12 protein-coding genes are annotated in these 13,632 nt (G+C 71.1%); all 12 read right to left on the minus strand.

Annotation, left to right across the window (positions count from 1 at the left end):
- Positions 1–23: 23 nt before the first annotated feature.
- On the minus strand, positions 24–806 hold the full coding sequence (locus tag ACFYV1_RS02525; RefSeq protein WP_389393490.1) for a hypothetical protein: 783 nt from the start codon (positions 804–806) through the stop codon (positions 24–26).
- Complete coding sequence (locus tag ACFYV1_RS02530) at positions 779–2,053, minus strand: MCE family protein (protein ID WP_389393491.1); 1,275 nt, start codon at positions 2,051–2,053, stop codon at positions 779–781. The genes ACFYV1_RS02525 and ACFYV1_RS02530 overlap by 28 nt, the downstream gene beginning before the upstream one ends.
- Positions 2,050–3,351: an MCE family protein gene (locus ACFYV1_RS02535; RefSeq protein WP_389393492.1), complete on the minus strand. Its 1,302-nt coding sequence runs from the start codon at positions 3,349–3,351 to the stop codon at positions 2,050–2,052. The genes ACFYV1_RS02530 and ACFYV1_RS02535 overlap by 4 nt, the downstream gene beginning before the upstream one ends.
- Positions 3,348–4,508, minus strand: coding sequence for an MCE family protein (locus ACFYV1_RS02540; protein ID WP_389393493.1), 1,161 nt, complete (start codon positions 4,506–4,508; stop codon positions 3,348–3,350). The genes ACFYV1_RS02535 and ACFYV1_RS02540 overlap by 4 nt, the downstream gene beginning before the upstream one ends.
- Entirely contained in the window at positions 4,505–5,488 is a 984-nt protein-coding gene (locus ACFYV1_RS02545) for an MCE family protein (protein ID WP_389394549.1), read from the minus strand. The genes ACFYV1_RS02540 and ACFYV1_RS02545 overlap by 4 nt, the downstream gene beginning before the upstream one ends.
- 20 nt (positions 5,489–5,508) lie before the next feature.
- Positions 5,509–6,546 carry an MCE family protein gene (locus ACFYV1_RS02550; RefSeq protein WP_389393494.1) on the minus strand — a complete coding sequence of 346 codons (1,038 nt, stop codon included), beginning with the start codon at positions 6,544–6,546 and terminating at the stop codon, positions 5,509–5,511.
- On the minus strand, positions 6,543–7,811 hold the full coding sequence (locus ACFYV1_RS02555) for an MCE family protein (protein WP_389393495.1): 1,269 nt from the start codon (positions 7,809–7,811) through the stop codon (positions 6,543–6,545). Before ACFYV1_RS02555 ends, ACFYV1_RS02550 begins: the two co-directional genes overlap by 4 nt.
- 7 nt (positions 7,812–7,818) lie before the next feature.
- Complete coding sequence (locus ACFYV1_RS02560; protein ID WP_389393496.1) at positions 7,819–8,637, minus strand: MlaE family ABC transporter permease; 819 nt, start codon at positions 8,635–8,637, stop codon at positions 7,819–7,821.
- Between the two features lie 3 nt (positions 8,638–8,640).
- The gene (locus ACFYV1_RS02565; RefSeq protein WP_177149057.1) at positions 8,641–9,411 is read right to left on the minus strand and encodes an ABC transporter permease; all 771 of its coding nucleotides are present in this window, start codon (positions 9,409–9,411) and stop codon (positions 8,641–8,643) included.
- Positions 9,408–10,373: an ABC transporter ATP-binding protein gene (locus tag ACFYV1_RS02570; RefSeq protein WP_389393497.1), complete on the minus strand. Its 966-nt coding sequence runs from the start codon at positions 10,371–10,373 to the stop codon at positions 9,408–9,410. Before ACFYV1_RS02570 ends, ACFYV1_RS02565 begins: the two co-directional genes overlap by 4 nt.
- Before the next feature lie 860 nt (positions 10,374–11,233).
- Complete coding sequence (locus tag ACFYV1_RS02575; protein ID WP_389393498.1) at positions 11,234–12,376, minus strand: RNA polymerase sigma factor; 1,143 nt, start codon at positions 12,374–12,376, stop codon at positions 11,234–11,236.
- A gap of 58 nt (positions 12,377–12,434) precedes the next feature.
- A complete protein-coding gene (locus ACFYV1_RS02580; protein ID WP_389393499.1) occupies positions 12,435–13,511 on the minus strand; it encodes a lytic transglycosylase domain-containing protein in 1,077 nt (358 codons plus the stop codon).
- Positions 13,512–13,632 lie beyond the last annotated feature (121 nt).

Raw genomic sequence — 13,632 nt, forward strand, 5'->3', positions numbered from 1 at the left:
GGTGTGCTCGGGCGGGCCGTCGGTCAGCCGACGAACTCGACGGCGGACGTCAGCCAGCGGCCCCGCTCGAGCACGAGGTCGAGCTGCAGCCGGTAGGTGCGGGACTGTCCCTCGGGCGCGGCGGTGTTGGTCACCTTGCTGTCGGCGACCACCAGCACCCGGGCCGAGCGCTCGTCGGACCGCGCGATGCCGGCCTCGAGCACCTGCCCCTCGGAGACCGACTTGTTGGCCGCCACCAGCTTCGTCAACTCGGCGGTCTGCGAGGCGAACTGCTCCTTGAACTCGCCGGTCGCGCCCTTCAGCACGTTCTTGCTGTCCCGGTCGTAGTGCCGGTAGTCCAGCGAGGTGAAGTTCAGCGCGGACTGGCGGGCCGCGGCCAGGATGTCCTGCTGCTGTCGCGCCTCGGCCCGCTGCTCGTACACCTGGACGCACAGCCAGCCGCTGAGCGCCGTCACGGCGACGGTCGCCACCGCGAGCGTCACCGGCAGCGCCTTGCCCCGTCCTGCCGCGGCGGCCGTCCTGCCGCCCAGCCGCCGCAGCAGCGTGAGCAGACCCGGCCGCCGGGTCCGGTCCGGGCGCGCCTCGTCCGAGCGTTCGCCGTCACCGGCCGTGTCCTCCGCCGCGTCCTCCGCCGTGTCCTCCGCCGCGTCCTCCGCGAGCGCGTCGTCCGCGGCCGCGTCGTCCGTGCCTGCGTTCTCCGCACGCGCCAGGTCGTCGCGTGACCCGTCCTCGCCCACGCCGTCGGTTCGTGCCGCGTCCTCGCGTGCGCCGTCCGCGCTCATGCCATCGGTCCCACGAGCAGCCATTGCCACGAGTCCTTTCCGAACGTGCTCTGTTCGCCGCCCGTCGAGCCGATCTCGACGAGCGTGCCGCCCGGCCCGGCGAGAGTGCCGGTCTCCGGGTCGTACGGGGTGACGTGCGCCGTCTGCCGCGCACCGCCCCGGCCCGAGGAGGCGCCGGGCGCGTTCTGCGCGCCGCGCACCGAGGTGGCGCTGCCACGGGGTTCGGTGCAGCGTGCCCCGGTGTTGGCGGGCCGCTCCGAGGTGTCCGCCGGGTCGCGCCGCTGGGTGCCGTATCCCTGGCGGCAGGCCGGCGGGTCGTCGGCGTTCACGACCATGCCGAAGTGGGTGGTGCCGTCACCGGGGATCACCGTGTAGCTGCCGGCGACGGTCACCGGGAAGGTCACCAGCGCCTGCTCCACACCGGGCAGCCGAGCCACGGTCACCTGCCCGCCGCTGATCAGATTCGAGAGCAGCACCGGCAGATGCGTCTCGTTCGACTTCAGCAGCGAGTCGACCTCGTGCGCCGCCGGGGCGGAGTTGCCGACCAGCCGCCGCAGATCGCCGTCGCTCGCCTTCAGCTGGGCGGTCAGCGCGGCCAGGTCGTCGGAGAACGACTTGATGGCCGAACCCTTGTCGCTCTGGGTCTTCAGCACCGTCCGCGAGTCCTCGATCAGGCTGATCGTCTCCGGCAGGTCCTTGGAAGCCGACTCGATCAGCAGGTTCCCGGAGTCCACCAGCTTGCTCAGGTGCGGCCCGGTGCCCGCGAAGGCCTTGCCGAGCTCGTCGACGGTGATCCGCAGGTCGTCCTTGCCGACCGAGTTGACCAGCCGGTCGAGGCTGAGGATCAGCGACGTCGTGGGCAGCGGGACCCTGGTGTCGGCGCGCGGGATCTCGCTGCCCTCGTGCAGGGACGGGCCGTCGGCACTGCGCGGCTGCAGGTCGACGTACTGCTCGCCGACCGCCGAGCGGTTCGCCACCACGGCCAGCGTGTCCGCCGGGATCCGGGTGCCGTCCTCGATGTCCAGCTCCACCGAGACACCGTCCGCGCCGGCCAGCCGCAGCTCGGCGACCCGGCCCACCGGAACGCCCCGGTAGGTGACCTCCGCGCCCTGGAAGATGCCGCCGGACTCGGCGAAGTCGGCCCGCACGGTGTAGTCGCGGTCCAGTACGGCGTCCACCAGACCGGTGTAGCGGGCGCCGACGTACGAGCACCCCACGGCGGTGACCGCGGCGAAGGCGATCAGCTGGGCCTTGACCGTACGTGTGATCACGACTGCATCCCCTTCAGCATCAGCTCGGCCAGTGCCAGATCGATCCCCGGGGGCAGCCGGCGCTCGTCGCCGAAGGCGTCCCCGTATGCCGCGTAACTGCTGGTGCACACCGGCGGACACAGCGGACCGTCGCCGCCCGCGGGCGGCGAGGTACCCGGTGTCGGCGCACCGGGCGGGTCGGGGAGCCCGGGCGGTGTCGGAGCATTCGGCAGACCGGGCACCCCGGGCAGCTCGGGCACTTCCGGGACCTCCGGTACGTCCGGAGTGCCCGGCTCCCGCGGCTTCTCCGGCTCCTCGGCGAGGTTGCCGTAGACGCTCTCGAAGTCCAGATCGGCGGTGATCTTGAGATTGACGTAGTCGCCCTTGATGGCGTCCGTGACGTTCCGCGGGAACGGATAGGTCGTCAGCAGTTCCAGGGAGTTGGGGAGATCGCTGCCGGCCTTGTTCAGCGACTGAAGGATCGGCCGGAGACTCTTGAGATTGGCCACCGTGTCCGCGTGCGAGGTGTTGATCACCTTGGTGCCGGCCTTGCCCAGGTCCGAGAGCGAGGTGAGCATGGCCGTCAGATCCCGGCGCTGGTCGGCCAGCACCTTCAGCGCGCCGGGCATCGTGTCGACGGCCTGCGCGATCGTCTTCTTCTCCGCGGCCAGCCGCTTCGACAGCCGGTCGATCCCGGCCAGCGCCCGCACGATCTCCTTGCGCTGCTTGTCGAGCCCGCCGATGAACGTGTCCAGTTCACCGAGCAGGTCCTTGACCCGGTTCTCCCGGCCCTCCAGCGCCTTGTTCAACTCCACGGTGATCGTCTTGAGCTGTGCCACACCGCCGCCGTTCAGCAGCGCGGACAGGGCGGAGAGCACCTCCTCGATCTCCGGGTTGCGCCCGGTGCGCGACAGCGGGATGCGGGCGCCGTCGGCCAGCCGCCCGGTGGGCTCGATGCCCACCGGCGGCGACAGGGACACGTACTTCTCACCGAGCATGCTGGTCTGCCGCAGCTCGGCGATCGCGTTGTCGGGCAGCTTCACGTCGTCCGCGATGCGCAGCCGCACCCGGGCGTGCCAGCCGACGAGTTCCACCTTCTCGACGGCGCCCACGGTGACGTTGTTGACCTTCACCGACGACTGCGGGACCAGGTCGAGCACGTCCCTGAAGTCGGCCGTCACGTGATAGGCGTTGCCGTCGGCGGCCGCGCCGCCGGGCAGATTCACGTCGTACAGGCCGTTGAACTCGCAGCCGGTGAGCAGCACCGAGCCCATGGCCGTCACCAGGGCCACGGCCCTGCGCCTGCGGGGTGCACTCATGCGCGTGCCTCCAGGATTCCGCCGAGCGTCCGGTCGACCTGGCCGGTGCCCGGTGCGGGCGCCTCGCCGGACACCTCTGGCAGCGAGTCGAACAGCTTCTGCAGCTCCGCGCAGTCGGGGTTCTCGCCCCCCTCGTCGCCGGTGGTCTTCAGCAGCGAACAGAGCAGCGACGCCGGGTCCTGCGGATGGTCGGGGTTGTTACGGGTGTCGAGGGTTCCGGACGAGGGGTTGTACGCGTTCTGGAGGTTCGACAGGCCGGTGGGCGCGACCTCCAGCAGCTCCGCGAGCGCGGCCCGCTGGGTGACCAGCACCTTGGTGACCTTGCTCAGTCCCTCCACGTCCTCGGTGAGCGTCTTCTTGTTGTTCTTCACGAACTTCGACACGTCGCCGAGCGCCACCCCCAGGTGCTTGAGCGCGGCGGCGAGGTCCTTGCGCTCACCCGCGAGCTGGTCGGCGACCGCGGCGAGAGAGTCGTTGAACGACCGCACGCTCTTGTCGTCGGCGGCGAGCGCCGCGGTGAAGACCTGCAGATTGCGCACGGTGCCGAACAGGTCCTGCCGGCCGTCGGACAGGGTGGTGACCGCGAGGGACAGGTCCTCGACCGTCCGGTGCATCTGCTCGCCCTGGCCGTCGAGGTTGTCGGCGCTCACACCCAGCAGCCGCGAGAGCGAGCCGTCCTTGTTGGCGCCCTTGGGGCCGAGCGCCTCGGCCGTCGTGTGCAGACTGTCGAAGACCCGGTCCAGCTCCACCGGCACGGCCGTGCGGTTCTCTGGGATCACCGCGCCGTCGCGCATCACCGGTCCGCCTTTGTAGACCGGCAGCATCTGCACGTAACGGTCGCTGACGACCGAGGAGTTGATGATCGCGGCCTGGGCGTCGGCCGGGATCTTCCGCCCGGGCTGGTACTCCAGCTCCACGCGCACCTTCTCGCCCTCCGGGGCGATCGAGACGACCTCGCCGACGCGCACGCCGAGCACCCGCACGTCGGAGCCCGGGTAGATGCCCACCGTGCGGGGGAAGTACGCGGTGACGCGGATCGGTTCCTCGCGCGGCCACAGTGCGAGGGCCGCGCCGGTCGCCAGCAGCGCCAGCGCCACGGCGGCGGCCGTCAGCCGGGCCGCACGGCCCTCGGCCCTGAAGCGGATGCGGCCCTTCATCGTGAGCCTCCTGTCCGGGGGACCACCGGATCGCCGGCGGTCAGGTTCTGGACGTAGCTGTCGAACCACCGGCCGTTGCCGAGGGTGTTGGTGAAGACCCGTACGAACGGCGCGAGCAGGGCGACGCTGCGGTCGAGGCTGGCCTGGTTGCGCTCCAGCATCCGCACCACCTGGTTCAGCCCCGCGAGCGCCGGGCCGATCTCCTTCTCGTTGTCCCTGACGAGGCCGGACAGCTGGATGCCCAGTGCCGCGGAGCTCTTGAGCAACGCGTGGATCGCCGCCCGGCGCCGGGAGATCTCCTTGAAGAGGGCGTCGCCGTCCTTCACCATCGTGGTGAACTCGCCGGACCGCTCGGAAAGCACCTTGGTGACCGAGTTCGCGTGCTTGAGCAGCTCGCGCAGGTCCTCGTCCCGCGAGGCCACCGTCTTCGATATCTCGGACAGTCCCTTGATCGAGGCGCGCACCTCCTCCGGCGAGTCCTCGAACGTCGCCGAGATGGTGTCCATGGCCTTCGCCAGCTGCGCCGTGTCGACCTGCTCGCTGGTGGTCGTCAGGTCGCTGAAGGCCTGGACGACGTCGTACGCCGGAGTCGTGCGCTCCAGCGGGATCTCGCTGTCGGGCCGCAACTGCCCCGACCCCTTCGGCTGCAGGGCCAGGTACTTCGCCCCGAGGATCGTCTTGATCCGGATGGCCGCGCCGGTCTTCGTGCCGAACTCCGGCTCGCCCTTGACCTTGAAGACGACCTTCACGTGGTCGCCGTCGAGGTCGACCTCCTCGACCTTGCCGACCTTCACGCCGGCGATGCGCACCTCGTCGCCCGGCTTGAGCCCGCCGGCCTCCGAGAAGGCCGCGCTGTAGGTGTCGCCGGCGCCGATCACCGGCAGGCTGTCGGCGTTGAACGCGGCGGCCGTCAGCAGCGCGAGCGTGGTGATGCCGACCGCGCCGATCATGACCGGGTTGCGCTCGCGGAACGGCGTCATACGGGGGAGGAGACGTATCTTCATCCGCCGCACCTCGCCCGTGCCACGTGCATCTCCGGGGTGATCACCTCTCCGGTGTTCGGCAGCACGATCCGGCCGTCGAAGTCACAGAGGTAGAAGTTGAACCAGGAACCGTAGGAGGCGGTCCTCGTCAGCTTGTTGAGCTTGTTCGGCAGCCGCTTCAGCACGCCCTCCACCGTCTTCTCGTTGTCGTTCAGCGTCTTGGTGAGGTCGGTCAGCTCGGCGATGTCGTCCTTCAGCGGCGGACGGGCGTCCTCGAGCAGACCCGAGGTCGCCTCGGTCAGCGCGCCGATGTTCTCCAGCGAGGAGCCGATCGGCTTGCGGTCGGCGGACAGTCCCGAGATCAGCCGCTGCAACTGCTTGAGCAGCTCGGAGAACCGGGTGCCGCGCTTGTCGAGGGTCTGCAGCGTGGTGTTGAGGTTTGTGATCACCGACCCGATCAGCTCGTCGCGGTCGGCGAGGGTCGTGGTCAGGGACGCGGTGTGCGCGAGCAGACTGTTCACCGTGCCGCCCTCGCCCTGCAGGGTCTTGATGATCTCGGTGGCGAGCTGGTTGACGTCCTTCGGGCTCAGCGCGGCGAACAGCGGCTTGAAGCCGCCCAGCAGCGCGTTGAGGTCCAGGGCGGGCTGGGTCCGCTCCAGCGGGATCGTCCCGCCGGGCTTCAGCTCTGTCCCGTTGCCCGCGCCCTCGGTGAGCGCCACGTAGCGCTGGCCGACCAGGCTCCGGTAGCGGATGACCGCGCCGGTGCTGGTGAGCAGCGGCCGGTCCTCGGAGACGGAGAAGGTGACCTCCGCCAGCGTCCGGTCCTTGATGCGGATGTCCTGCACCTCGCCGACGCGGACGCCGGCGACGCGGATGTCGTCGCCCTCCTCCAGGCTGGTGACGTCGCTGAACACGGCGCGGTAGGTGTGCTCCGGGGTGAAGGAGATGTTGACGATCGTCGCCGCGAGCAGCGTCGTCGCCAGGATCGTCACCACGGCGAAGAGACAGAACTTGACCAGCGGCGCCGCGGTCGCGGTGGCTCCTGATGCCTTCATGCCACACTCACCGCCGTTCCGCGTGCCATGGGCCCGAAGAGCAGCGTCGCCACCGCGGGGACCCGGTCGGCGGACACCCCGAGGACCGGTGCGACCAGCGAGCCGACGGCCCGCTGTTCGGCCGCCGTCGCGGAGACCTGGCCGACACCGGGCAGACCGGCCGCGCCGACGTCCTTCGTGCCGTCGTCGAGCTTGGTGTGACCGCCCGGCACCGGAGGATTGGGGATGCTTCGGCAGTTGGGGCCGGAGCGCTCGGCATAGCGCGGTTCCTCACCGGGTCGGTAGGCGGGACGCGGATGGACGAATTCGAGGGTGATGCGCATCTTCCCGCCCCGGAACGCCTTCTCCGACTCGCGGCTCTGCCGCTCCAGACCGTCCAGCAGGCAGGGGTACTCGGGCGAGTAGCGGGCGAAGAGATCGAGGGTCGGACGCGAGACACGGCCCAGGGTGATCAGCCGATCCCCGTTGTCGTCGAAGAACTTCTCCGCCGTGCCCGCCACCTTGGCCGTCCCCGTCAGGGCGGCGGCCAGCTGCTCGCGCTTCTCCACGATCGTGCGGCTCGTGGTGACGGAGTTGCGCAGAATGCTCATCAGGTCCGGCGCCGCGTCCCCGTAGATCTCGGCGACGTCGGCGAAGCGGGAGATGTCCTCCTGTATGGAGGGCATATGGGGGTTGAGCTCGCTCAGATAGCGCTCCAGCCGGACCAGGTTGTCGCCGATGCGGTCCCCGCGCCCTTCCAGAGCGGTCGAGAACGCGTGCAGCGTGGCGTTGAGATCGGCCGGCCGCACGGCCCGCAGCAGCGGGAGCAGGTCGTTCATCAGGTGCTGCACCTCGATGCCGGCCCTGGTGCGGTCCTGGGTGATCACGTCACCGGCCTCGATGTGCCGGCCGGACGAGCCGGGCGGTTCCACCAGGTCGACGAACTTCTCGCCGAACAGCGTCTTCGGCAGCAGCCGCGCCTGCACGTCGGCCGGGATCCGTGCCACGTGCTCCGGCTTCAGGGCGATGTCGAGCGTCGCCTTCTCGCCGTCGGCCCGCACCTCGCGCACCTCGCCGACCAGCAGCCCGCGCAGCTTCACGTCGGCCCGCGGGTCGAGCTGGTTGCCGAGCGTGTCCGCCTCCAGCGTGATGCGCACGACCGACGTGAACACCTGCTGGTACGCGGCCACCGACAGCGACAGGAGCAGCGCGATGACGGCGATGAACACGATGCCGTACAGCCGCAGCCTTCCGCTGCGCGCCGCGGCGACTGATTCCATGCCCATTCGGCCCCTACCCCGCTATCCGTACGGTCGTGTTGGCGCCCCAGATCGCCAGGCTGAGGAAGAAGTCGAGAATGTTGATCGCCACGATCGAGGTCCGCACCGCACGTCCCACCGCGACGCCGACGCCGGCCGGGCCGCCGCTCGCGTAGTAGCCGTAGTAGCAGTGCACCAGGATGATCACGACGGCGAAGACGATCACCTTGCCGAAGGACCACAGCACGTCGACCGGTGGCAGGTACTGCTCGAAGTAGTGGTCGTAGGTGCCGGTGGACTGCCCGTAGTAGCCGGTGGTGATGGTGCGTGCGGCGAAGTACGAGGACAGCAGCCCGACCACGTACAGCGGGATCACGGCGACGAACCCGGCGATCATCCGCGTCGTCACCAGGAACGGCAGCGACGGGACGCCCATCACTTCGAGCGCGTCGGTCTCCTCGCTGATCCGCATCGCGCCCAGCTGTGCGGTGAACCCGGCGCCGACCGTCGCGGACAGCGCCAGGCCCGCCACCAGCGGGGCGATCTCACGGGTGTTGAAGTACGCGGACAGGAACGCCACGAAGTTCGACGTGCCGAGCTGGTTGAGCGCCGCGTATCCCTGTAGACCCACCTCCGTGCCGGTGAAGAACGACAGGAACGCGATCACCCCGACGGTGCCGCCGACGACGGCGAGCGCGCCCCGGCCGAAGCTCACCTCCGCCAGCAGCCGCAGGATCTCCTTCTTGTAGCGGCGCAGCGTGCGGCCCGTCCAGGCCAGCGAACGGCCGTAGAAGACCAGCTGCCTGCCCAGCTCCTCGAGCTGCGGCGGCAGCACACGGTTCAACAGCGGCATCGCTCAGCCCCTCTGCGGAACGATTTGGAAGTACACGGCGGTCATCACGAAGTTCGTCACGAACAGCAACATGAAGGTGATGACCACGGACTGGTTGACCGCGTCGCCGACGCCCTTCGGGCCGCCCTTCGCGGTCAGCCCCTTGTACGAGGCGACGATCGCGGCGATGGCCCCGAAGACGAGTGCCTTCAGCTCCGCCGCCCACAGATCGGACAACTGGGCGAGTGTCGTGAACGAGGCGAGATACGCGCCCGGTGTGCCGTTCTGCAGCACCACGTTGAAGAAGTAGCCGCCGGCCACACCGACCACCGACACCAGGCCGTTGAGCAGCACCGCCACCAGCATCGTGGCCAGCACCCTCGGCACGACCAGGCGGTGGATCGGATCGATGCCCAGCACCTGCATCGCGTCGATCTCCTCGCGGATCTTGCGCGCACCGAGGTCCGCGCAGATCGCCGTGCCGCCCGCGCCCGCGATCAGCAGCGCGGTCACGATCGGCGACGCCTCGCGCAGTACGGCGAGGACGGAGGCCGCACCCGAGAACGACTGCGCGCCGAGCTGGCGTGTGAGGCTGCCGATCTGCAGCGCGATGACCGCGCCGAACGGGATCGACACCAGCGCCGTCGGCAGGATCGTCACACTCGCGACGAACCACGCCTGCTGGATGAACTCCCGCACCTGGAAAGGCCGCTTGGGGATCGTGCGCAGGACGTCGAGGCCCATGGCGAACAGGCTGCCCGAGTGCCGCAGCGCGCCCGTGGGGGACAGGCTCATATGCGGCCCGCCTTTCCGTGTGCCGACGCCCTGACCTGCCGCAGCGACTCGCGTTCGGCGATGGCCTCCCAGCGGGGAGGCCGCTCGATGCCCTTGGTGGGCAGCAGCCGTGGCGTCAGATCCGGTATGCCGCCGGGCGCCGGGTCGCCGGCCTCCGCCTCGCCGAGCTGGGCGAGCTCCTGCTCGACCTGCGCGGCGTCCTTCTCCTCCGCCATGCCGATCGGGCCCTGCATCCGCCCGTTGAGGAACTGCCGTACCACCGGCTCCTCGCTGGTCAGCAGCTGCTCACGCGGCCCGAACATCACCAGCTCGCGGCGGAACAGCAGCCCGATGTTGTCCGGGACCTGCCGGGCGGACGCGATGTCGTGCGTGACGATCAGGAACGTGGCGTCGATCTGCGCGTTGAGATCCACGATCAGCTGGTTCAGGTACGCCACACGCACGGGGTCGAGGCCCGAGTCCGGCTCGTCGAAGAGGATGATCTCCGGGTCGAGGACGAGCGCGCGGGCCAGACCGGCCCGCTTGCGCATACCACCCGATATCTCACCGGGCAGTTTGTCCTCCGCGCCGATCAGACCGACCATGTCCATCTTCTCGAGGACGATGCGCCGGACCTCGGTCTCCGACTTGCGGGTGTGTTCGCGGAGCGGGAAGGCGATGTTGTCGTACAGGTTCATCGACCCGAACAGCGCGCCGTCCTGGAACAGCACGCCGAAGAGCTTCCGCACGTCGTAGAGCTCGTGCTCGCGCAGGGTGGTGATGTCCTGGCCTGCGATCCGGATCGACCCGCGCTCGGGCTTCAGCAGCCCGACGAGCGTCTTGAGGAAGACGGACTTACCGGTACCAGAGGGTCCGAGCATCACGGAAACCTCACCGGCGGGCAGGGTCAGGGAGACGTCCTGCCAGATGACCTGGTGCCCGAAGGACTTCGTGAGCCCTTCCACACAGATCTCGACACCCATCCGGTACACCCTTCAGCAGTGGAGCGGTCCGACATGTGCTCTACGGGGAGGGGAACGGGGTCCGTCGCTGAGGTGTGAAGTTTTTTTTGCGGGGAGGTTTCGGAGGCGTCCGGGCGATGCGGGCCATGGCTGCGGCAGGCCGCTTCCCCGCGCCCGGGAACCTGAAACCGGGCTCCGCCCCGCACCCGGACCGGGAGCCGGGCTCCGTCCGGGACCTGCCGGCCGGGCTCAGCCCTGCCGGGACCGGGGAGCCGGGCTTCGCCCCTACCTGGACCCGGGCTTCGCCCCGTGCCCGGCACCGACGCCGGGCCTCGTCCGTGCCCGAATCGGGAGCCGGGCTTCGTCCGGGACGCGGTCGGGCAGGCGGGCTCGTCCGGGACGCGGTCGGCAGCCGGGCTCGTCCGGTACCGAATCCGGGCTTCGTCCGGGACGCGGTACCTGGTCCCGGGCTCGCCAGGGACCTGGCGGCCCCGCTCCTGCCCTGACCCGGGAGCCGGGCCTCGTACGTACCTGGACCCGAGCTCGTCCCGTGCCCGGACCCGGCAGCCGGGCTTCGCCCGGGACCCGCTATCGGCTCCACTCCGTGTCCATGAGCGGACGGCTTCTGTCACCGCGGGGGCCGGAAAGGGGCGACGGCAGCCTCGTCGGCGGGGCGACCACTGCCCGTCCTGAGGGTCCGGCGTGGGCGGCTTCGGCCCGTGGGTGTTCGAGTGGCGGGGCCGGGAGGCGGGTCGCCCTCCGGAACACCGCCCCTTGGGCGGCGGCCGGTCGGATGCGGAGGAGGTGCTCCTGAACACCGCGCCGGCCGCGGTACCGGGTCCGGGGCGGGGCGACCGTGCCGCCCCGCGCGCGGTGGCGCGCTACGGCTGTGGGGGAGACGCGGGCAGCGACGGCGTGGGCGTCGCCGTCAGCCCGTCCGAGGTCCCGGAAGGCACGGAAGGCACGGAAGGCACGGAGGGCACGGAGGGCACGGAGGGCACGGAAGGTGCGGAAGGCACAGGGGGCACGGAGGGCGAAGGTACCTCCGGAAGCCTCGGTGCCCCCGCGGACGTCAACGGCAGAGGCGGCAATGACGGCGCCAGCCCTTCCGCCACGTCGGAGACGTCCGGCACCGGCAGCCCCGTGATCGGGGGCGTGGACAACGGCAGCGCCGGCAGCGGGACCTCGGGGAGCCCCGGCAGCGGCAAGCCGTCACGGCCGCCGGCCGGTCGGGTCCCGTCCGGCATGCCCGGCCTCGGTCCGTAGGAAGGACCTGCCGCACCGCCCGGTCCGTCGCCGGCCCGCTCGGGCCTGTGGGACTCGCCCGTATCCGCGACGGACGGCGCGCGGCGCGGGGCGGGCGCGTCGCCGTCGTGGGCGTACGGCAGGACGAAGCCCGCCACGGCCAGCGTCGCGGCCGTCGACACGAGAGCCACCGCCTGCGCGTTGCCCCCGCCGCTCGGCCGGCCGCGTCCGCACAGCCACAGCACGAGTCCCAGCGTCGCGGCCAGCGAGTTGCGCAGGGTGCGGCGGGCACGGGCCAGCAGGGACTCCACCGTGCGGTAGCTCAGGCCCATCTTCGTGGCGACCTGGCCGACGTCCAGGTCCTCCGACTTCAGCCACAGCGCCTCCGCCTGGCGGGCCGGCAGTTCCGAGCTGCGCCTGGCGAGCCATCGGGCCTCCGCCTGGTCGCAGACCGCCTCGTCGACGGGTATCGGGCCCGGCGGGTGCAGCCTGGGGCTGGTGCGGACCTGCGCTTCCCGGTTCACCTGGCGGTGCCGGTCCACGCAGAGCCGCATCGTCACGGTCGTCAGCCACGCGCCGAGCCGCTCGTCGTCGAGGTGGGGCTGCTCCGCCGCACGCAGCATCGCCTCGTGCACGGCGTCCTCGGCGTCCTCGGGACTCACCGACCGGCGGCGGGCCACCCTGAGCAGGTCCTCGCGGTGGCTCCAGGCGCGCTGCCAGCGCTCCTGGTGCTCCCTGCCCGTCCCTTCGGGCTGGGCAGGCTGCATGTCCGTAGCCATGAGGGGGCCCCTTCGCTCACACCCGCCGGCTGACGTCCTCGTCCGGCGAGTGGCGACATTACCGCCCGGTAAACGGAATTGTGGAGGGGGCTGCGCTCATCGAGTCCGATCCGTTGCTGGGCGTTTCCCCAGCGCCGGTGAGCAGGGGCTCACCAGGCAGATCCACGCCCGCGTCGGGCAGCGGGACGAGGGGTTCGGCCGGTGCCGGGTCGCCGGGCGGAGTGCTCCCGGTGGGGGACGGCGAGGGCTTGCCCGAGGGCGGGGCGGACGTGCGGGGCGCGGCGGGCGCCGTGCCGGGTGAGGGAGACGCCGTACGGACCGGTCGCGGCTCGGCCGCGGGCTCGCGCTCCGGCGCGGCGGCGGTGGGTACGGAGGGGCCGCCGGCGTCGGGCACGAGTCGGTGCCCCGCGAGGTAGTACGTGTACCAGGCCAGCACCGTGCGCAGATAGTCGGTGGAGTGGTTGTAGGAGAGGACCGAGCGCTCCAGATCACCGGGATCGGACAGGTCACGGCCGCCGGCGCACAGATAGCGGCCCGCCGCGAGCGCCGCGTCGAAGATGTTCCCCGGGTCGTCGCGACCGTCGCCGTTGCCGTCGGCGCCCCACTGCGCCCAGGTGGAGGGAATGAACTGCATGGGCCCCACGGCACGGTCGTAGGCGGTGTCCCCGTCGTAGTTCCCGCCGTCGCTGTCCTTGATGAGCGCGAACCCGTTGCCGTCGAGCCGCGGGCCGAGGATCGGCGTGAGTGTGGTGCCGTCGGCGGCGACCCGGCCGCCGCGCGCCTGACCGGACTCGACCTGGCCGATCGCCGCGAGGAGCTGCCAGCGCAGACCGCAGCCGGGTGCGGCGAGGGCGAGTTCCGTCTCGGCGGCCCGGTAGGCGGCGAACACCGTCGCCGGCAGCGCGCCGGCCGTGGGCGCGGCGGAACGGGTGGCGGCCGGACCCTGGACGGGCTCGGGTGTTTCCAGCGGCGGGAGTTCCGTGCGATAGGTGGCGTCGCCGGCCGCGTCCGGCGCGGACGCAGCGCGCTGCTGCCCGGCCGCGACGGCCCCCGGTCCCTGCGAGGCGGTGAGCGCCGCCATGGCCGCGGTGACGAGTGCCGTCGCCTTGACGCTTCTGCGTGTGCGTCCTGTCATGATGCAGACCCCTCCCTGTGCCGCCGGGCCGGAACACCGGTCCGGCGCGGCTCGTCTCCTCCGCTCTACGCGGGAGTAGGGCCGTTCCGTCGCGTGACGACATGTGATTTCGCGGCGGAAA

It is taken from the genome of Streptomyces sp. NPDC003023 (assembly GCF_042888225.1).
Classification (GTDB): Bacteria; Actinomycetota; Actinomycetes; order Streptomycetales; family Streptomycetaceae; genus Streptomyces.

Bases quoted from the DNA above. Each gene is read 5' to 3' on its own strand.
- ACFYV1_RS02555 (WP_389393495.1), bottom strand. From the start codon at position 7,811: ATGGGCATGGAATCAGTCGCCGCGGCGCGCAGCGGAAGGCTGCGGCTG.
- ACFYV1_RS02570 (WP_389393497.1), bottom strand. From the start codon at position 10,373: ATGGGTGTCGAGATCTGTGTGGAAGGGCTCACGAAGTCCTTCGGGCAC.
- ACFYV1_RS02545 (WP_389394549.1), bottom strand. From the start codon at position 5,488: ATGACGCCGTTCCGCGAGCGCAACCCGGTCATGATCGGCGCGGTCGGC.
- ACFYV1_RS02560 (WP_389393496.1), bottom strand. From the start codon at position 8,637: ATGCCGCTGTTGAACCGTGTGCTGCCGCCGCAGCTCGAGGAGCTGGGC.
- ACFYV1_RS02575 (WP_389393498.1), bottom strand. From the start codon at position 12,376: ATGGCTACGGACATGCAGCCTGCCCAGCCCGAAGGGACGGGCAGGGAG.
- ACFYV1_RS02550 (WP_389393494.1), bottom strand. From the start codon at position 6,546: ATGAAGGCATCAGGAGCCACCGCGACCGCGGCGCCGCTGGTCAAGTTC.
- ACFYV1_RS02580 (WP_389393499.1), bottom strand. From the start codon at position 13,511: ATGACAGGACGCACACGCAGAAGCGTCAAGGCGACGGCACTCGTCACC.
- ACFYV1_RS02540 (WP_389393493.1), bottom strand. From the start codon at position 4,508: ATGAAGGGCCGCATCCGCTTCAGGGCCGAGGGCCGTGCGGCCCGGCTG.
- ACFYV1_RS02565 (WP_177149057.1), bottom strand. From the start codon at position 9,411: ATGAGCCTGTCCCCCACGGGCGCGCTGCGGCACTCGGGCAGCCTGTTC.
- ACFYV1_RS02525 (WP_389393490.1), bottom strand. From the start codon at position 806: ATGGCTGCTCGTGGGACCGATGGCATGAGCGCGGACGGCGCACGCGAG.
- ACFYV1_RS02535 (WP_389393492.1), bottom strand. From the start codon at position 3,351: ATGAGTGCACCCCGCAGGCGCAGGGCCGTGGCCCTGGTGACGGCCATG.